This window comes from Halanaerobium sp. ST460_2HS_T2 (assembly GCF_003337665.1).
Taxonomy (GTDB): Bacteria; Bacillota; Halanaerobiia; order Halanaerobiales; family Halanaerobiaceae; genus Halanaerobium; species Halanaerobium kushneri.
Map to the genome: position 1 here is coordinate 47705 of NZ_QPJF01000017.1, position 20166 is coordinate 67870.

The following is a 20166-nucleotide window of genomic DNA, read 5'->3' on the forward strand; positions in this document are numbered from 1 at the left end:
GCAGGCCTCTGGAGGTGAAGAAAATTAAATTAATAAAAAACTTCAAGTTAATAGGTTTTGGTCCTCAACAGCAGGAATCAAAAGAATTTTATCTGGATGAACAGGGATATGTTAGAGAAAATTTAAAATCTGCTAAAACTGAATTAAATATATTAAATCTTGAAGGTGATTACCTTTCTCCTGGCTGGATTGATCTGCATACCCATATCTATTATGGAGTTTCAAATCTGGGTTTGAATCCTGACTTAATTGGCCCTAAAACTGGAGTAACAGTTTTAAATGATACCGGAAGTGCTGGAGAAGCTAACTTCTTGGGGTTTAAAAAATACATTATTGAGCCGCGTGCTTATCCGATCTATTCTTTTATTAATCTGGGTTCAACCGGCCTTATTAAATCAAATCAAATAAGTGAGCTTAATAGTTTGAATATGATTGATCTTGATAATTTATATCAGCAAATTGTAGAGAATAGAGAATATATAAAAGGGATTAAGTTAAGGGCAAGTGGAGTGATTTTAAAAGGGATGAATTCTGATATTGTTAAACTTGCTAAAGCAGCTGCCAGAGAAGTTTCACTTCCTTTAATGGTTCATGTTGGAGAGCCACTCCCCTTATTAGAAGATATTTTACCATATCTAGATCCCGGAGATATTGTAACTCATATTTATCACGGTAAACGTTGGGGAATTTACCGCAGCGGGAGATTTTTAGATGAATATAAGGAGGCAATAAATAAAGGAGTAAAGTTTGATGTAGGACATGGGGTGGCGAGTTTTAATTATGAAGTTGCCAGAAAAGCTCTTGCTGCCGGCTATTTTCCTGATACGATTAGTACTGATCTGCACACGGAAAATATCGATGGTCCTGTCTGGGATTTAAGTTTAACTATGTCTAAATTACTGGAACTGGGAATGAATCTAGAACAGGTTATTGCAGCTGTAACAGTTAATGCTGCTGATATCCTAAAAATTGATTCTTTTCAAAGTAAATTTTATAATTCTCAGGCCAGGTTTACAGTTTTTAGAAAAGAAGAGTGTGAACTTGAAGTTTTTGATTCAAATAATAACAGGCTAATTCTGCATAATTATTTAAGACCAGTTAAGACGATAATTGGATCTAAAATAATTGAAGCAGATACTCGATTTAAAATTGAATAAAATAATTTAACCCACATTTAAATGTGGGTTATTTTTTTGAAATAATTATTACTTATTTTTAATCATTAAAGAATTGATATCTATCTATGGATGAACGCTCCTTTTGATATTCTTGAGGTGAAATCCCAACTTCTTTTTTAAAAGCTCTGTAAAAAGTTGAGTAATCACCAAAATTTAATTGACAAGAAACTTCACTACAGCTATTATCATCCAGCAATAGTCTTTTAGCGGTCATAATTTTTTTATAATGGATATAATGAATAATTGAAACTCCGGTATGTTTTTTGAAAATATGAGATAAATAAGATTTATTTAAATAAAATTTATCTGATAAAAAATCCAGGGAAAGAGATTTGTCAATATTTTCGTTGATATAGGTGATTATATCTAAAATCCTTTCATTATATTTTATAGTACTGTTTTCATTTTTTTCTTTTTTAGTAAAGAGTTTATTGATCAATATTAAGAGTTGAACAAAGATTGTTTCAATCATTATTTCCGATTCTTTGTTTTTCTGACCTGCGTATTTAGTTATTTGCTTAAAGTAGTTAAAAATTTTTTTATCACTATCATATATTTTATTATGATGTGCTTCTTTGCGGTTTTCAAAACACTCCAACAAATTAAAATCATATGAGTCATATTTTGATAATACCCAGGGGAAAAAATGGATAACAATTCTTTTATAGGGTAGATCCTGATTGAAGATTGGTTTATGTAGTTCTCGGTTGTTCATAATTAAAAGAGTATTTTTTTCTAATTTATAAGCATGCCCTTCAATATAATAAGTTACATCACCCTCTAAAAAATAAAATAGTTCATAAAAATCATGCAGATGCATATTAAACTTATCAGAATCAGATATCTCTTCTGATTTTTTATAGGTTACTTCCAGAAGGCTGTTGCTCAAATAGCAATCTTTGTTATTCATCTTAATCTCACCAGCTTTCCTCCATCTTATTTATATTATACCTAAAGATTTGCAATATTTAAAGCAGAAAACCCAAAGCGGAATCATAATTATTGTTATATAATTATTTACAGAATGAATTTTCGGATAATTATAGATATAAGTTTTTGAAATAATATTTGGATAATTAATAGGGGTTAATTTATAGCTAAACTAATAAATTAATTCAGAGAAAGGAGAATCTATAAGCTTGTTAGAGTATATAATCGAAAAAGGTGGTTATTTAAATCACTGGAAAATATCAAAATTAAAAGAAAGATATTATAAATCAGAATCAGACACAATGGAAGCTAAAATAGATAATTCATGGTTGGATAAAGGCTTTTCTATTCATCAGTATCCCTGTCGAAAGGAATTTCTAGCTGAATATAGAAATAAGAAAATTGATTTTAAGAGTGATTTAACAGCAGAAAATATTTATTTTCCCTTTGAAAATCCCAAGGTTGAAAGATCAGGTTTTTGGTTTCTACCAACCTATTTAGAAAGTTGGGCTGAATCTCAGATTGATGTTCCTAAAACTGGAGAATACAAATTTATATTAAAAACCTGCGGAGGAGTTAAAATCTGGATTGATGAAAAAGAAGTTATTGATTTTAGACCATATACCAGAAATATTGAAAAAACAGAGGAATTTACAATTAAACTTAAAAAAGGTTCTCATAGATTAAGCTTGTTTTTTAATGATTTAGCAGAAAGAGACACCCTATATTATTTTTCACTGCAGTTAAAAAGTAATATCAGAATTAAACAATTCTTAGAAACAGAAAAAGATTTATCAAAAGTAAGAGATATTGAAAATCTTTTAGATTCAGCCTATTTTAAAGTTGATACTTATCGAGAGAGAGAAATTAAATTATATTTTTCAGAGTCTTTTGCCGAAGATTTAAACCTTGAGATTAATGCTGGTGGTGATTTTATAGATTTTATTGATGGAGCTAAAAAAGAAGTAGTTCTGGCCAAAAATAAAAAAGTTGTTGAGCTTGGTAATGTTTTAGAATATCCAATGGGGTTTAATCATTTTAAAATTACGGTTTCTATTGCTGAAAATATAACAATAAGCAGGTATCTAACTTTACAAATCTACCAAAAAGAACTTATTTATTCTCCGGCAGATAATCTAGAAAAGAGAAAAGAAAATAATCTAAAGTTTATTATTGAACATGGAGAAACAATTGCCCAGAAAGCACTGGCTATGGTATCTCAAAAAACAAAACTTGATCAGGCAGAAAAGATATTAAGAACTGAATTAAATGGAATAGAAAAAAGAAAGGACTGTAGTGATTTTTACTTGGTACCAATTTTATGGCTGTGGATTAAATATCGAGATGATGTTTTTGAAGCGGATTTCTGGAATTATACTGAAAAAGTCATAAGAGATTTTAGGTACTGGATAGACGAAAAAGGCAGTGATGTTATGTGGTATTTCAGTGAGAATCACGCCCTGCTTTTTCATGTCTCTGAACTACTTGCTGGTCAAATTTTTCCGGAAAAAGAATTTACTAATGCCGGTATTAAAGGGAAAAACCATTATGAAAAAGCAAAAAAAAGACTGAAAGATTGGTTTGAAAGATTTTTTGCTGAAGGATTTTCCGAGTGGAATTCGACTGCTTATTTTCCAATTGATTTAATCGGTTTTTTTGCTCTCTATGAATTAGCTGCTGATGAAAATTTAAAAAAACTAGCAAAAAAAGCTATAGATATGACATTTAAATTGATTGCTTATAACAGCCATCACGGTTTGATGGCCTGTTCTCATGGTAGAAGTTATGAAAAAGAGCTTAAAGGAAGATATGTTAATTATACTAATGCAATTAGTAGAGTCTCCTGGGGTGTAGGTTATTTAAATGAAGCTACTAATGCTCAGGTTCTTTTCTGTCTTTCTGACTATAAACCTGATCCTGAATTAAAAAAATATGTTGATTGGAATGATACAGCTGGAATTATTTTTGAAAATTCTCAGGGAAAAGATAATTTTGTAGATTTATATTTATATAAAAATAGTGATTACTTATTAACTTCCGCCGTAGATTTTAAAGCAGGTGGAAAAGGTTATCAAGAACATATAAATCAATTAACTATAGATGCTGAAGCATTATGCTGGATTAATCATCCAGGTGAAAATGTTAAAGTTGGTTTTGGAAGACCATCGTATTGGGCCGGAAATGGTTATTTGCCCAGAGTGGCTCAGTATAAAAATATCCAGTTCTTACTTTTTGATATTAAAAAAGAGCATCCGGTTGATTTCACTCATGCTTATTTTCCCACTTATGCTTTTGATGAGTATTTAAAAAAAGATAATTATTATTTTGCTCGGAAGAATAAAGCCTTCTTTGCAATCACTGCTGCCGGTAAATTAAATCTGGTAGAGAAAGGAATTAATCAGAATAGAGAGTTAAAATCTTATGGCAGAAAAAATAGCTGGATGATTAGAGTGGGGAATAGAGATGAATTTAAATCATTTGAGTATTTTATCGATAAGATAAGTAATGCTTATTTAGATATAAAGGCTGAAGAGATTGAATTTTATGATCCCGAGCATGGTAAGTTTTATTTTAACTGGGGGGAAAGTTTGCTTTTAAATGATGAATATATAAAAATAAAGCATACAGATCCAATGGGAGATTTAATTATAGAGAAGAATCTTTAGTTATCTGCTTAGATTATGTTAATTAAATGGTTGAAACCATTTATTATAAAAATTAATTTAATGAAGGGAGGGATACTGGTTTAGCTTTTTGTTTTCAAAAAAATTTAGGGGGTTATATTTAATGAGAAAAAGATTATTTATTACAATTACTGCTTTGCTTTTAGTTGGTTTAATGGCTGTTCCTGTTTTTGCTCAAAAAACTGTTTTAGATTTCGTCTGGTTTAGTGATGGAGTAGAGGGTGAAGTATTAAAAGATATAATTGCAGATTATAAAGAAGAACATCCTGATATTGATTTTAATATTATTGAGGTGCCATATAATGAATTAAATACTAAGATAAAGACTATGGTAGCCGGTGGAAATCCTCCTGATCTTGCTAGAGTCTCGAATCCAGGTGAATTATCATCAGCCTTATTAAATCTTAATGATAGTATTGGTCAGGATTATTTAGATAACTTTGTCGAATCTACCCATCCTTACGTAATGGTAGATGGTAAAATGTTAGCTATACCAATTGACGTAACAGCAAATGGTATTATTTATAATAAAGATTATTTCGAAGCTGCTGGAATCGATGTGCCAGATACTGAAGAAGAATTAGATGATTTATGGACCTGGGAAGAATGGGCTAACGCACTTGAAAAAGTTGTTGAAAACTCAAATGCACGATATGGATTGGCTTATGATTACAGTCCTCATCGCTGGTCTACACTACTTTATCAGGCGGGAGGTTCCTTCTTCTCCAAAGACTGGAGTGAAGTTACAATTAACTCACCTGAAGGTGAAAAAGCAGTAGAATTTTTTGTTGAATTACATGATAGAAATATAATACCTGAATCTATCTGGCTGGGAGGAGAAAATCCCAATACACTTTTCCGTTCAGGTTTAACAGCAATGCATTTTGCAGGAAATTGGATGCTGACAAATTATCGTGATAATATAGAGAATTTCGACTGGGGAGTAGCTTATATGCCTAAGGGTAAGATTAGATCTTCAGTAGTTGGAGGTAAATTTGTCGCCGGGTTTAAAGATTCAGATAATAAAGAAGCTGCTGTAGATTTCTTGAAATATTTCAGTTCCCAGGATGTAAATGCTAAGTTCTGTGAAGACTCTTTATTCTTAAGTGCCAGAAAAGATAACAGCAAACTTAATTATTCTTTTGGTTCTGATATGTTTGAGATTTTCAGTAATGAATTAGCAGTATCTCCTCCAGAAGCAGGGTCTGACTGGGCATATAACGAAGCTATGTCAAGAATCTATGATGATATTAGACAAAATATTGTTAAATCAATTCAGCATAAAATAACACCAAAAGAAGCTGTAGAAAACATGGAAGAACTTGCAAAATCAGAAATTGAAGACATAGAAAATTAAAATAGATTATATTTCCTGGCCTGTTTTTAAACAGGCCAGGATAACTAATAAGGAGGTATTTTATGTACAGGTGGAAAAAGAAGATAGCACCATATTTATTTATTTTACCCAATCTAATAATATTCGGTATATTTATAGTTTTCCCAGCTTTATTTGGCTTCTATGTTTCTTTTACAGAATGGGATGTACTTACATCTCCTGAATTTATCGGTCTGGGAAATTTTATCAAGCTTTTTCAGAGTGCAGAATTTTGGACTATTTTAAGCAGAACTTTAATTTATGTTTTTTCGGTAGTGCCAATTACTTTTGGGTTGAGTATGGTTTTAGCAATTATATTAGATAGAAATATTAAAGCAAAAGGATTTTTTAGAGCAATTTTTTATTTACCTACCATGTTATCATTTATAGTTATTGGTGTTTCCTGGCGCTGGATACTTGGTAATAACTTTGGAATTTTAAATTATTTACTAGATTTAGCCGGAATGGCACCTGTTAATTGGCTTACCAATGCAAGAACAGCAACCATTATGGTTATTTTTGCAACTGTTTGGGCCAGAGTTGGATATTTTATGGTCATGTTTATTGCAGGACTGCAGGGTATTCCTGGGGTATATTATGAAGCTGCAGAAATTGATGGAGCCAGCAAGTGGCAGCAGTTTAGACATATTACTTTTCCACTTCTAAAACCTACCAGTTTAGTTGTTGTAGTCTTATCAACCATTCAGGCTTTTAAAATGTTTGGTTTAATTAAAGTTATGACTACAGGAGGACCCGGAGATAGCACAACTTATCTGGTTCAGGAAATATATCAGCAGGCTTTTCAGGTTGGAGATATGGGTTATGCCTCTGCTATGTCAGTTATGTTATTTATTATTCTTGGTTTATTAACTATAGTTCAATTTAAAGTATCCAACAGAGGGGGTAATGCATATGAATAATAAGTTGAAAAATATTTTATGGTATACAGTTTTATTGTTATTTAGTTTGATATTTGTTCTACCTATAATCTGGATTTTTATATCTTCTTTAAAAACCAGTAATGAAATTTTTTCCTGGCCACCAACTATTCTGCCGAATAACGTAACTTTTTCAAATTATATTACTGCCTTCAATAAAGGAAATTTTGTTACTTATTTTAAAAATAGTATCTTTGTAGCAGTTGCGGCAACAGCTTTAACTTTGCTAATCAATTCAATGGCAGGATATGCTTTAGCAAAATTTGATTTTAAAGGTAATAAGCTTATCTTTTTTCTTTTTATTGCAACTTTAATGATTCCACTGCAGGTTATAATGGTTCCAATATTTATAGTACTGAGAAATTTAGGTTTATATAATTCACTATGGGGAATTATAATACCACCAGCAGCTACACCTACAGGAGTTTTCCTGGTTAGACAGTATATGACCACAATTCCAGATGAGGTATTGGAGTCGGCCAGAATTGATGGAGCATCTGAATGGAGAATATTCTCGATGATTATTTTACCTTTATCCAAACCTGTTTTAACAGCTTTAACAATATTTTCATTTATGTGGAGATGGAATGATTTCCTCTGGCCTTTTGTAGTCTTAAGTAATGAAAGTAAATATACTATTCAGGTAGCAATTGCCAATTTTGTCGGTCAATTTTCTGTTGACTGGAATAGTCTCTTAGCAATGAATATTGTTGCCATGATTCCCGTATTATTAGTATTCCTATTTTTCCAGAGATATTTTGTTAAAGGAATTGCTATGTCAGGTATGAAAATGTAAATAATGGTGTCTGGAGGTTTGTTATGATTTTAAAAGAATATCCATTTAAAATGGATAAAGTTGAAAATAATATAATAACATTTATAGATCAGTTTAAAGAACAAAACAATTTAAAAGTTAAAGTATTTGTGCTTGAAAAAGATATGATGAGAATAATGTTTATCAGAGATAAATTAACTTTAGAGAAAACATGGATGGTAGCACCTAATTTAGAGGACATTCCTTATCAGGGTAGGGACAGACTTGATATTTCTCCTTTTTCTCTTCCGGAATATAATTATTATCAGCAGAAAAATTTTTTTGTAATTGAAACTGATCTGCTAAAAGCTAAAATAAATTTAAATGGTTTTAAAGTAAATTGGTATGCCAGCTGGGATAATAAATGGATCAAAATTGCAGCTGATAGAAAAACTCAAAGTTATAATCTAAATCAGCATTTTGGTAAAGGAATTTATCATTATCTAGAAAAAGATGAAAATGATATATATTATGGTCTGGGAGAAAAAGCAGGAGAGATAGAAAAAAATGATAAGCGCTATCGAATGACTACTATTGATGCTATGGGATATGATGCAGAAAAATCAGATCCACTTTATAAATACATACCATTTTATATTACGAGAAATACTAAAAGTGAAATTTCCTATGGTATTTTTTATGATAATCTGAGTGAGGCAGTATTTGATTTTGCTAAAGAAAAAGATAACTATCACGGCCATTACAGATATTATTTTGCTGAAGCCGGGGATTTAGATTATTATATGATTTTAGGGCCTGAAATGAAAGATGTGACCAGAAAGTTTTCCTGGTTAAGCGGTGAAAATATTTTTGAACCAAAATGGAGTCTGGGCTATTCAGGTTCAACAATGAGCTATACTGATTCTCCCAATGCCCAGGAAGAATTAATGAACTTTATTGCAGACTGTGATCGGCACGATATTCCCTGTGATTCTTTTCAATTATCATCTGGTTATACTTCTATTGATGATAAAAGATATGTTTTTAACTGGAATTATTCTAAAATACCTGATCCAGAAAAAATGGCGGAGACTTTTAACAAGAATGGAATTAGACTCTGTGCCAATATAAAACCATGTTTGTTGATAGATCATCCCAAATATGAGGAAGCAAAAGAAAAAGGGCTTTTTATTAAAAATACAGATGATAAGCCGGAAGTATCACAGTTTTGGGATAATTTAGGTTCTTATCTTGATTTTACTAACCAGGACACAGTAGACTGGTGGAAAGATAATGTAAAAAACCAGCTGCTTGATTTCGGAATTGATTCTACCTGGAATGATAATAATGAATATGAGATCTGGTCAGATAATGCTTATGCGGATGGTTTTGGCAGTAAAATTAATATGCAGCTTATCAGACCTCTGCAATCTCTACTGATGATGAAGTCATCATTTGAAGCTCAAAGAGAACATGCTCCCAATAAGAGACCCTATTTAATTTCACGCTCAGGCTGTCCGGGAATGGAACGATATGTTCAGACCTGGTCCGGAGATAATTATACCAGCTGGAAAACTTTAAAATACAATATAAAAATGGGGCTTGGACTTACGATGTCTGGAGTTTATAATTTTGGTCATGATGTGGGTGGCTTTGCTGGACCGGCACCTGAGCCTGAACTGCTTGTCAGATGGGTTCAAAATGGGATTTTTTATCCCAGATTTACTATTCACTCCTGGAATGAAGATCAGACTGTAAATACACCCTGGATGTATCCAGAAAGTGTTGATTCAATTAGAAAGGCAATTAAGTTTAGAGAAAAAATTAAACCGTACTTATATAATCTTTTATATAAATCACATGTGGAGCATACTCCGATTGTTAAACCAACTTTCTATGAATTTGATGATCAAAAAACCTATCAGCAGGATTTAGAGTTTATGCTCGGGGAATATATGCTGGTGGCTAATGTACTTGAAAAGGGCGCAAAAAAAAGAGAGCTTTATTTACCCCAAAATACTGCCTGGTATGATTATAATACAAATAAGATTTACCAGGGTGGAGAACAAATAGCTGTTGATGTTTCGCTTGACACTATCCCACTTTTTATTAAAGAAGGTTCTATAATCCCGATTCAGGATCAGGAGATTTCTTTTGCAAAAAAGAAAAATGAAAAAAGAGGATTTTTAATCTATCCATTCCTTGATTCTGGTCAAGAAGAATATACTCTATTTGAAGATGATGGAGAAAGTTATGATTATTTGGATGGAGAATATAAAAAGATAAAATTGGAGATGGATTGTGATCCGGAAGTAATAGAGCTTAAAATAAGCTGTAGTGGAAATTATGAGCTGCCCTACAGTAAAATCAGGCTACATTTTCCAACAGCTGAGAGCCGAGATGTTTTAATAAATAATAAAACGATTGATTTAGATGATGATTATTCTGCAGTTATAAGCTTAAAATAAACTGGTATAAATGGTGTAGTTCGTTTAATGAAATTAAATAAATTTACCCCATAAAATTTCTCGTATACTGTAATTGGCACAGGTTTTAACTTATCCGGATTTTGCCCGGGATATTATTCAAAATAACCAAATTGAAGTTCTGAAATCTTAAGGAGGCAATTAAATGTATTATACTGGCTTTGCTGATGAGGCAGCAGATTCGATAGAAAAGCAGATAAAAGTTACTAAGGAATTGGGCTGGGAATATATAGAGTCCCGTAGTATTGAGGGATTAAATCTTACCGACATTAGTGATGAGAAATTTGAAGAGGTAGCTAAGAAATTGAATGAGGCCGGAATTAAAGTTAATTGTTTTGGCAGTGCTGTTGCCAACTGGGGTAAAGATCCCCGAGAACAGGAATCTTTTGAAAAAAGTATGGAAGAACTTAAGCGAGCTATCTCCAGAATGCAGAGGCTGGGTTCAAAAATGATTCGAGGCATGAGTTATGGAATCCCTAAAGATCTCTCACCAGACAATCCTGAGCTTGAAGAGAAAATCATAGACAATTTAAAAAAAATGACTAAAATGTGTGAGGATGCTGGTCTAATTTATTTACATGAAAACTGCATGAATTACTTTTCTCAATCCTATGAAAAAATGGATAAATTAATTTCTGAAATTGATTCTCCAAATTTTAAAATTGTTTTTGATACAGGCAACCCCTTGATGGCTGATAATAGAATGGGAGAAACTCCATATGAAAAACAGACAAGCTGGGAAGCCTATCAGCATTTAAAAGATCACATTCATTATGTGCATATTAAAGATGGAGCTTTTATAAAAGAAACAGATGGTATTTTTCCGGAGATGGATTACTGTTATCCTGGAGATGGTAATGGTGAGGTCAGAAAAATTATTAAAGATCTGCTGGCAAATGGATATGATGGAGGTTTTTCAATTGAACCTCATATGGATGCTGTTTATCATGAAGACCGTGATAATAATCAGGTTGATGCCAGATATAATACTTATCTTGAATATGGGAAAAGGTTTATGCAGTTAATGGAAGAGATCAAGAGTGAAGTTGAGGAGGATTAGATAGCAGATGAGAGAAATTAAGATCGGAATTATTGGTATTGGAAATATGGGCAGCAGCCATGCTAAATCTATAGTAAAAGATAGAGTTAAAAATGCAAAACTGACCGCTGTTTGTGACATTGATTCAGCCAGAATCAATTGGGCTAAAAATAATCTTGACTCAGAAATTGAGTACTTTACTAATCCCCAAAGATTTTATCATAAGGCAGATATTGAAGCTGTATTGATAGCTACTCCACATTATGATCACCCTCCACTGGCAGTTGAGGCATTTAAAAACAATCTCCATGTTTTAATAGAAAAACCAGCTGGAGTTTATACAAAGTCAGTAAGAGAAATGAATGAGGCTGCTCAAAAAACAGATAAAGTTTTTGGGATCATGTATAATCAAAGAACCAGAGCTATTTATCAGAAGCTTAAAGACCTTATTGATTCGGGGGAGCTGGGAGAAATAAAAAGAACAAACTGGATTATCGACTGGTACCGTCCTCAGAGTTATTATAATAATGGCGGCTGGCGGGCAACCTGGGAAGGTGAAGGTGGTGGAGTTCTTTTAAATCAGGACCCACATCAGCTTGATTTATGGCAGTGGATCTGTGGTATGCCGAAAAAAATTAGAGCCTTTGCTGAAAACGGTAAATATCACAATATAGAAGTCGAAGATGATGTTACAACTTATGTAGAATATGAAAATGGAGCTACAGGAGTTTTTGTAACTTCAACCGGTATTGCTCCAGAAACTAATAGGCTTGAGATTAGCGGGAATAAGGGAAAGATAATTGTTGAAAATGGTGAGATTCTTTTTAAGAGACTAAGAACTCCAGAGAGAGAATTTAATCAAAACTTTAAAGGGGGATTTGGTAGTCCAGAATGCTGGGAATGTAAAATACCGCTTGAGGGAGAAAATCCTGAGCATCTAGGAATTTTAAATAACTGGATTGATGCAATTTTAAATGGAGCAGCACTTATTGCTCCAGGTGAAGAAGGAATCAAAGGTTTAACAATTTCTAATGCAATGCATCTTTCAGCCTGGACAGATGACTGGGTTGAACTGCCGCTCGATGAGAAATTATTCAAAGAAAAGTTGGATGAAAAAATTGAAAAGTCTACTTTTGTTAAAGAAAATATAGAAGCTGAAACTATGGATGTTGGGGGGACATTTTAAAAGAATAATACATTATTGCTCAAATTGCATTTTTAGAAGGTGACTTTAAATGGAAAAATTAAAATCAGCAATTATTGGCTGTGGAAATATATATAAAGTTCATGCAGATGCATTGCAAAAGCTTGAAATTGCCGAATTGAAATATGTTGTTGATATTAGAAAAGAAAGAGCCCGGAGTGCAGCAGATAGATATAATTGTGATTATATAATTGAATATGAAGAGCTTTTAGAAAAAGATATTGATGTGGTTCATATCTGTACTCCTCATTTTTTGCACAGTCCGATGGCACTTAAGTTTTTAGAAGCAGAGATTAATGTTTTTGTTGAAAAGCCATTGGCTATAAATTACAATGAAGGTAAAGAAATCATTAGGTCTCTTGAAAATAGCGTAGCTAGGCTGGGGGTTTGTTTTCAAAATCGTTTCAATAATAATAATAAAGAAGCAAAACAAATTCTGGAAGAGGGTTTGCTTGGAAGAATAAAGGGGATCAAAGGATTTGTGACCTGGCACCGAAATCAGGATTATTATCTTAAAGATGATTGGAAAGGTTTTTATGCGACTGAAGGTGGTGGAGTTTTAATTAATCAGGCCATACATACTCTTGATTTAATGCAGTGGTTTGGGGGTTCTGTTGATGCTGTTAAAGGAAATGTTGACACAAGAGTTTTAAATGAAGCAATTGAAGTAGAAGATACAGCTGAGGCTACTTTATATTTTGCAAACGGGGCAGTTGGTATTTTCTATGCAACCAATACTTTTAGTCAGAATAGTCCAATTGAGATTGTGATTGACTGTGAAAAAGGAAGTTTGAGACTCTATGATGATCAGTTGATTGTTACTGAGAGTGAAAAAAGTAAATCAATTATTAGTAATAATAAAGGAAAATATAAATCATATTGGGGTAACAGTCACTATAAAATCATTAACAACTTTTATCAGGATGTAATTAACGGAAATTATAATAACACTGTAACGGCTGCTGAAGCCTTAAAAACTTTAGAGTTGATCAAAAATATTAATCAGTCAGCCAGAAGTCAGAAAAAATGCTATCTAAATAATGAATTTAAATTTTACTAAATAAATTGTTTCTTCCTTGGAAAGCCTTGTTCTTAAATTACTAGAAGAACAGGGCTTTTAATTAAGCACTAAAATTTTATAATAACTATAGTAAAAAATCATCAGGATGTGATAATTATGAATATTAATAAGTTAAAAAATAGTTATGATCTGCAGCTGCCAGCTTGGGGACCCTATACCAAAAAATATTTGGGTATTTCACATATAGCTGATCAAAAGCAAGGTATTCGCTTTGATCTCAGTGTTTTTCCCGGCTATTACAGAAGGAAAGTTAAAATTCCGAATGTAAGATGGGAATCTGATTATCATCCCTGGGAAGCTGCCACTGATTTAAAATATTATTCCAACCGACATCAACTCGAGTGGAAGGATCAGCTCTACTGTGATATCTCTTATTCAGAAATTGATGATCAATCGAGATTAATCAGATGTAACTGTGTTAATCAAACAGATTCTATCCAAAATATTGTCCTGCATTTTATGGGTTATATCAATTTTCCGAAAAAAAGATCATATAAAATAAATGCTGCATCTGGTTCAGTCTGGATAAATGCTTTAGATTATACTGAGCTAAAATATTCGAGCCCGAGCCCACAGGATAATTTAATGCCTGATGGTTTATTAAGAGGCGAAGTTCATGTGCAAGACTTTGTTGAAGGCAGAGGGCTGGGGTGCAATTTTGGCAAAGATAAGGGTGACAGAGTAAGTTATAAATTTAATTTAAAAAATAAGATTGAAGAAGCTGTTTTGATTATTAGATATATAAACAAATCTGAGCATACACTTAATTTTAAACTGGAAGGTTTAAGAGACAAAGAAATAGATTTTTTAGCTGCTGAGAAAGCTGAAAGCAAAATAATTAAGCTTGGTAATTTAGATAAAGGTGAACATGAAATCGAATTAATATCTTTCGGTGGAGCTGAAATAGAGATTGATGGACTTTTAATAACTGCTTTAAAAGATAAAAATAAAGTTAGTTTTACTGCAAAAGAGCATAATTCAGAACCCGAAAAGATTGAGAAACTAAAAAGTAATTCTCTTATATTAAAATATAAAAATATTGACCATTACTATGGAATCAAATGGTTTTATGATGATTTTGAAATTAGAGAATTCGAAACTAACAATTTGGATACTTATATGAGAGAAATGGTACATGAACATGTTTCAAAAAAACTGGTAGATGATCAAAATGGAAAACCAGAAATGCATTATACAAATGTCTTTCTCAGACCAATAACCATAGAGGCAAATTCAAATCAGAAAATATATGGATTGGTTTGTAATGGGAGTCGAAAAGAGGTTGAAAATAACTTAAAAAGATTTAAATTCGATCAAGAAAATTTGGCTGAGATATATCATAATGCTCAGAAAAAAGTATTCGACTTTAATCATAAAGCTGAAGGTGAAAAGTATAAGTTTAGTCAGCAGAGGATGGCTGCCACTACCCTGACTAATGTTGTGTATCCAACCTATATTAGAAGGCGCTATATTAAACATTATCCTCCTGGACGCTGGTGGGATTCATTATATACCTGGGATTCGGGTTTTATTGGTCTTGGTCTAACAGAACTTGATCAAGAGAGAGCGATTGAATGCCTTAATGCCTATCTGACTGAACCAGGTGATCAGCACTCAGCTTTTATCCATCACGGCAGTCCGGTTCCTGTACAGTTTTATTTGTTTTTAGAACTTTGGAATAGATTACAGTCAAAAGAATTTTTAAAGTATTTTTATCCGCGATTAAAACAGTATCATCAGTTTTTAGCTGGTAGACTGGGCAGTTCTTCAACCAGGAGTTTAAAGTCAAATCTTTTAAAGACCTGGGATTATTTTTATAATTCTGGTGGCTGGGATGATTATCCTGCTCAGGTTTATGTACATGAGCACAATTTAGAAGACAGAGTTTCTCCAGTAATCAATACTGCTCAAGCCATAAGAACCGCAAAAATTTTGAAAATGGCTGCCTATGAACTCGGTCTGGAATCAGATATAGAAGAATTTAATCAGGATATAGATATTTTTACTGAGGCTTTACAAAAACATTCCTGGGATGAAGAAGCAGGTTATTTTTCTTATGTTATTCATGATCAAAATGGTAGAGCAAAGGAAGTTTTGAAAGATAAATCAGGTAAAAATTTTAATATGGGACTTGATGGAGTTTCTCCTCTGGTTGCTGGGGTCTGTAATCAGGAACAGGAAAAAAGATTAATTCAAAATTTGTTTTCCGAAAAAAAAATGTGGACAAAAATTGGGATTTCTACAGTAGACCAAACTGCACCATATTATAGAAATGATGGCTACTGGAATGGAGCAGTTTGGATGCCTCATCAGTGGTTTATTTGGAAAACTCTGTTCGATTTAAATAGAGCGGATCTGGCCTATAAGATTGCCGGTACAGCCCTTAATCTCTGGCAGGATGAGGTGGATGAATCATATTCTTGTTTTGAACATTTCCTTCTCCAGTCTAAAAGAGGTGCTGGATGGCATCATTTTGGAGCTCTTTCGACACCAGTAATGAGCTGGTTTGCCGCTTATTTTACTCCCGGTAGATTAACCACAGGTCTTGATGTCTGGGTTATTAAGCAGAAATTTAATGCTGACAACAGTTCACTGACTGCCAGACTTAGAATATTTGACAATCAAGATGGAGTAAATATTACTGTTTCTCTGAGTGAGGAGAAAAAATATAGTGTAACCTGGAATGATAGATATATAAAACATGAAGCTAGCAAGCCTGGTCTTTTAAATATTCAGATTCCTGGTGGAGAGTTTGAAGGAGAATTAAAGGTTTATTAGACAATTTTGATCAGAGTTTACTTGTGGAATTACAAATTATATATTTTTCTTGGAAACCCTGTCTATCTCAAACTTTTGAGAAGGCAGGGTTTTATATAATATTATCTAAAGTATTTAAGAGGATTCTTAAAGAAATTATAGAATTATATTTAAGTAGCCTTTAAAAAGTAATTTATTTAGCAAAAAGAGAAGTCTGGAGAATCTAAAATGAAAATCAAAAAATTAAAAAATCGCATAATTTTATATTTTATTTTCGTTACAATTATTCCCTCAATGCTTATAACATTTTTTTATTATTACAATACCAGCAATCTTTATGAAGAAAACATTCTTGAAACAGCTGTCACTGATCTTAATTACATAAAGAATAATGTGGAAGAAAGAATTACAATGGCTAATCAGTTTACCGACTGGTTTTATTTAAATTCCAATTTTAATGATTTGTTGAGTAATAATTATTTAAAAACTTCCAAAGAAGATCTCGAAATTTATAAACAAATAAACCTTCATCTTAATAATTCACCCCTGGAAAATTATGTTGCTTCTTTAATTATTGTTGGAGATAACGGAAAATCTTTTAAACTTGCTACTGATGGATCAATGATTGAAATTGAAGATATTAAATCACAGAGCTGGTTTGAAAAAGGGACTAAAGCTGATAATTCTGTTTACTGGCCGGGTTTGATTGAAAATCCTGCCCTGATTAGTAATTACGATAATGTAATACCTGTTATCCGACCTATTTTCGATACTACTTTATATAAAAAAATTGGCTGGGTTTTTGTTGCTTTTAAAGAAAGCTTAATTACTGATATTTATAATAGCAGTAATAATTCTGAGGTAAAAAAATATTATACTATTGATCATCATAATAATATTCTGGCTTCAGAGCATAAAAATGAAATTATAGAGAGTCATCAATCTCAAACAGAGGTTAAAAACATTCTAAATCAGAAATATGGTTATTTTAAAATTGAAAATGAAGGAATTGATACCCTTTATATTCATCATAAATTGGATCAGAATGATTGGTCTGTAGTTGAAGTTCTGCCAATGAATGTTCTGGCAGAACAAAATAAAGTTTTACTGCATACTTCGCTAATTATTTTTCTGATTAGTTTGATATTAACTTCTATTTTAACAATCTATCTATCTTCAAATTTAACAGAACCTCTTAAAAAAATTATTCGGCAGGTAAATCAAATTTCTCTGGGAGTATTTGATAAAATAGGCATATTGAAGGCCAGGATGAATTAGGAATTCTGGGCTCAAAGATTAATACTATGACAGAAAGCATAAAAATATTAATGAATAAAATGGTAGAAGAAGAAGAGGAAAAAAGAAAGTTTGAATTAAAAGCACTACAGAATCAAATAAACCCTCATTTTTTATATAATACGCTTAATTCTATTAAGTGGATGGCTGCTGTACATGGTGCAGAAGGCATAAAAAAAATGGTAGTTGCCTTAGGAAGACTGCTGCGCAATCTTTCTGCAGATACAAATAAAGAGATTACTCTACAGGAAGAGTTGGATATTCTTGATGATTATATTTATATCCAGGACATCCGCTACAGTGGTAAAATAAAATTCAAAAAAGAAATTAAGGATTCTGGTTTATTAAAGGCTAAAATTATCAAGTTTATTTTACAGCCCTTAGTTGAGAATGCTATTTTTCACGGAATAGAAGCTAAAGAAGAGGCAGATTTAATAAAAATTAGAGCAGAAAAAATATTTGATCTTGAAGATAAGCCCAGAATGAAGATTACTGTTTTTGATAATGGAATTGGTATGAGCAAGGAAGAGATTGCTAAAATTTTGAATAAGAACGAAGAAGTGGAACATAAACATGGTTTAAATGGTATTGGACTGCAAAATGTTCAAGAGAGAATAAAAATGAATTATGGAAATGAATTTGGATTATCAATTAATAGTAAAGAAGAAGATTTTACAGAAGTAATAGCTATATTACCAATAAATTTTTAATAAAGATAACAATATATTTTATTAAATTTATAGAATTAGAAAAGATACCCGGGAGGAAGCCAGGATGATTAAGGTAATGTTGATTGATGATGAAGTATTAGTTAGAGTTGGACTTAAATCTTTAATTAACTGGGATGAATATGGATATCAAATTATTGCTGAAGCTTCTAATGGAAAAGAAGGCTTAAAATTGATTAAAGAAAAGCAGCCAGAAATAGTAATTGTAGATATTAAGATGCCGCTTAAGGATGGAATAACTTTAATCAAAGAAGTTAAAGACCTAAATTTAAATACGGAATTTATAGTCTTAAGTAGTTTTGATGATTTTGAACTGGTTAAAAAAGCTATGAAACTGGGAGCAGTTGATTATCTGCTTAAGCTTGAATTAGAGGAAAAAGAACTTGTGAATGCTCTGAATAGTGCTGTTGAGAAGGCAAAAGAAAACAAATCTGATCTGGAGGGTAATAAAAAAAATAAAAGTAAATTAGAAGAAGTAAAGAAAAAGACATTACATAAAATACTGGCAGGAATAATTTCAGATCAAAATCAAATTAAAAAACTTTTTAAAAATCTAAAAATTAATCTAAAAGAAGAAAAAATATTATGTTTGACAATTAAAATAAAGGATAAAGATGTATTAAAAAAATTTAGTCAGGGAGATATAAATCTTTATGAAGACTCAATTATTAATATAGTTGAAGAAATTGTTGGGGATTTTTATAATTCGACAGTTTTTATGAATAACTGGGGTGAGATTGTAGCTTTTTTAAATTTAGAGAATGATCTGGAAACTGAAAAAGAGAAAATCTCAAGGCTGAATTTACGACTGCACAAAATGATTAAAAATTACTTTTCTCTTTCAGTTACCACTGCTGCCAGCAGCTTAAAAAATAATTATCTTCAATTAAGTGAGGCTTTTGTTGAATGCTCGGAATGTTTAAATTACAGTTTTAGATGTGTAGAAGGGGATGCAATTTATTATCAAAACTTGCCTCAAAAGACTAATCTGCAAACTTCAGAGTATATTAAAAAGTTTGTGATAGAATTTGATGAAAGTCTGGAGTATAGAGAAATAGAAAAGGCTGTAATGCTGCTGAAAAAAATAATTGCTAAAATTAAGCAGAATTATTTAAGTAGAAATAATGCATTTAACCTTTATTTTAAAATTGCAGATTCTTTAGAAAAAAATCTGGAGCAAGAGATAATAGGCCAGTTCTTTGAAAGTAATAATTTATATCAGAATATAGATTCGATAACCAATAATAGGGATTTAATCAGCTGGCTTCAGGTTCTAACCGAAAACCTTAAGCAGTATATAGATAAAGAGAAGGATAATTATCTTATCTTAAAGGCAAAAAAATATCTTAAGCACAATTTTAATCAGGAAATAAGCCTGGAACATACGGCTAAAGAAATAAATGTTAGTGCCGGTTATTTGAGTTATCTCTTTAAAGAAAAGAGCGGAATTAGTTTCACTGAATATTTAAATCAATTAAGAATTTCTAAAGCTAAAGAATTGTTAAGAAATAAGGGGTTAAAAATTTATGAGATAGCAGAGCAAACAGGTTATAATAATCCATATTATTTTAGCCGTGTTTTTAAAAAAATTACTGGTTTTAGTCCCACTGAATATAGAAAAAAACAGTAAATATTAAATTTTTATATGAAATCTTAAAAAAGTATAAGAAAAACAGCTTTTTATTTTTAGAAAATTTAATATCTTAAAATTAATTA

The 20166-nt window shown here is 31.7% G+C and carries 14 protein-coding genes; 13 read left to right on the top strand and 1 reads right to left on the bottom strand.

All coding sequences use genetic code 11. The annotated features are described in order from the left end of the window. The first annotated feature begins 14 nt into the window (after nucleotides 1–14). Nucleotides 15–1157, top strand: a complete 1143-nt coding sequence (locus tag DFR80_RS09375; protein WP_114489826.1) for an amidohydrolase/deacetylase family metallohydrolase — start codon at nucleotides 15–17, stop codon at nucleotides 1155–1157. Between the two features lie 58 nt (nucleotides 1158–1215). On the opposite strand, the gene DFR80_RS09380 is transcribed toward DFR80_RS09375, so the two are convergent. Next, nucleotides 1216–2088, bottom strand: a complete 873-nt coding sequence (locus DFR80_RS09380; RefSeq protein ID WP_114489827.1) for an AraC family transcriptional regulator — start codon at nucleotides 2086–2088, stop codon at nucleotides 1216–1218. Between the two features lie 229 nt (nucleotides 2089–2317). Here DFR80_RS09380 and DFR80_RS09385 point away from each other — a divergent pair, with 229 nt between their 5' ends. From DFR80_RS09385 to DFR80_RS09440, 12 genes are all read left to right on the top strand, one after another. Beyond that, nucleotides 2318–4774, top strand: a complete 2457-nt coding sequence (locus DFR80_RS09385; RefSeq protein ID WP_114489828.1) for a hypothetical protein — start codon at nucleotides 2318–2320, stop codon at nucleotides 4772–4774. A gap of 121 nt (nucleotides 4775–4895) precedes the next feature. Further along, complete coding sequence (locus tag DFR80_RS09390; RefSeq protein WP_114489829.1) at nucleotides 4896–6149, top strand: sugar ABC transporter substrate-binding protein; 1254 nt, start codon at nucleotides 4896–4898, stop codon at nucleotides 6147–6149. A 62-nt stretch (nucleotides 6150–6211) separates the two neighbouring features. After that, on the top strand, nucleotides 6212–7087 hold the full coding sequence (locus DFR80_RS09395) for a carbohydrate ABC transporter permease (RefSeq protein ID WP_114489830.1): 876 nt from the start codon (nucleotides 6212–6214) through the stop codon (nucleotides 7085–7087). Further along, nucleotides 7080–7901 carry a carbohydrate ABC transporter permease gene (locus tag DFR80_RS09400; RefSeq protein ID WP_114489831.1) on the top strand — a complete coding sequence of 274 codons (822 nt, stop codon included), beginning with the start codon at nucleotides 7080–7082 and terminating at the stop codon, nucleotides 7899–7901. Before DFR80_RS09395 ends, DFR80_RS09400 begins: the two co-directional genes overlap by 8 nt. Before the next feature lie 23 nt (nucleotides 7902–7924). Beyond that, the gene (locus DFR80_RS09405; RefSeq protein WP_114489832.1) at nucleotides 7925–10327 is read left to right on the top strand and encodes a TIM-barrel domain-containing protein; all 2403 of its coding nucleotides are present in this window, start codon (nucleotides 7925–7927) and stop codon (nucleotides 10325–10327) included. A 163-nt stretch (nucleotides 10328–10490) separates the two neighbouring features. Next, a complete protein-coding gene (locus DFR80_RS09410; protein ID WP_114489833.1) occupies nucleotides 10491–11405 on the top strand; it encodes a sugar phosphate isomerase/epimerase in 915 nt (304 codons plus the stop codon). Nucleotides 11406–11412: 7 nt separating this feature from the next. After that, nucleotides 11413–12570 carry a Gfo/Idh/MocA family protein gene (locus DFR80_RS09415; protein WP_114489834.1) on the top strand — a complete coding sequence of 386 codons (1158 nt, stop codon included), beginning with the start codon at nucleotides 11413–11415 and terminating at the stop codon, nucleotides 12568–12570. Nucleotides 12571–12619: 49 nt separating this feature from the next. Continuing rightward, nucleotides 12620–13648 carry a Gfo/Idh/MocA family protein gene (locus tag DFR80_RS09420; protein WP_114489835.1) on the top strand — a complete coding sequence of 343 codons (1029 nt, stop codon included), beginning with the start codon at nucleotides 12620–12622 and terminating at the stop codon, nucleotides 13646–13648. A 117-nt stretch (nucleotides 13649–13765) separates the two neighbouring features. Beyond that, entirely contained in the window at nucleotides 13766–16447 is a 2682-nt protein-coding gene (locus DFR80_RS09425) for a trehalase family glycosidase (protein ID WP_114489836.1), read from the top strand. Between the two features lie 207 nt (nucleotides 16448–16654). Beyond that, entirely contained in the window at nucleotides 16655–17704 is a 1050-nt protein-coding gene (locus tag DFR80_RS09430; RefSeq protein ID WP_114489837.1) for a cache domain-containing protein, read from the top strand. 26 nt (nucleotides 17705–17730) lie between these two features. Then, a complete protein-coding gene (locus DFR80_RS09435) occupies nucleotides 17731–18432 on the top strand; it encodes a sensor histidine kinase (RefSeq protein ID WP_114489838.1) in 702 nt (233 codons plus the stop codon). A gap of 64 nt (nucleotides 18433–18496) precedes the next feature. Then, nucleotides 18497–20080 (top strand): helix-turn-helix domain-containing protein, encoded by a 1584-nt coding sequence (locus DFR80_RS09440; RefSeq protein WP_114489839.1) that lies wholly within the window; start codon nucleotides 18497–18499, stop codon nucleotides 20078–20080. The last annotated feature ends 86 nt before the right edge of the window (nucleotides 20081–20166 follow it).

Bases quoted from the DNA above. Each gene is read 5' to 3' on its own strand.
- DFR80_RS09380 (WP_114489827.1), bottom strand. From the start codon at position 2,088: ATGAATAACAAAGATTGCTATTTGAGCAACAGCCTTCTGGAAGTAACC.
- DFR80_RS09390 (WP_114489829.1), top strand. From the start codon at position 4,896: ATGAGAAAAAGATTATTTATTACAATTACTGCTTTGCTTTTAGTTGGT.
- DFR80_RS09395 (WP_114489830.1), top strand. From the start codon at position 6,212: ATGTACAGGTGGAAAAAGAAGATAGCACCATATTTATTTATTTTACCC.
- DFR80_RS09400 (WP_114489831.1), top strand. From the start codon at position 7,080: ATGAATAATAAGTTGAAAAATATTTTATGGTATACAGTTTTATTGTTA.
- DFR80_RS09405 (WP_114489832.1), top strand. From the start codon at position 7,925: ATGATTTTAAAAGAATATCCATTTAAAATGGATAAAGTTGAAAATAAT.
- DFR80_RS09410 (WP_114489833.1), top strand. From the start codon at position 10,491: ATGTATTATACTGGCTTTGCTGATGAGGCAGCAGATTCGATAGAAAAG.
- DFR80_RS09415 (WP_114489834.1), top strand. From the start codon at position 11,413: ATGAGAGAAATTAAGATCGGAATTATTGGTATTGGAAATATGGGCAGC.
- DFR80_RS09420 (WP_114489835.1), top strand. From the start codon at position 12,620: ATGGAAAAATTAAAATCAGCAATTATTGGCTGTGGAAATATATATAAA.
- DFR80_RS09425 (WP_114489836.1), top strand. From the start codon at position 13,766: ATGAATATTAATAAGTTAAAAAATAGTTATGATCTGCAGCTGCCAGCT.
- DFR80_RS09430 (WP_114489837.1), top strand. From the start codon at position 16,655: ATGAAAATCAAAAAATTAAAAAATCGCATAATTTTATATTTTATTTTC.
- DFR80_RS09435 (WP_114489838.1), top strand. From the start codon at position 17,731: ATGACAGAAAGCATAAAAATATTAATGAATAAAATGGTAGAAGAAGAA.
- DFR80_RS09440 (WP_114489839.1), top strand. From the start codon at position 18,497: ATGATTAAGGTAATGTTGATTGATGATGAAGTATTAGTTAGAGTTGGA.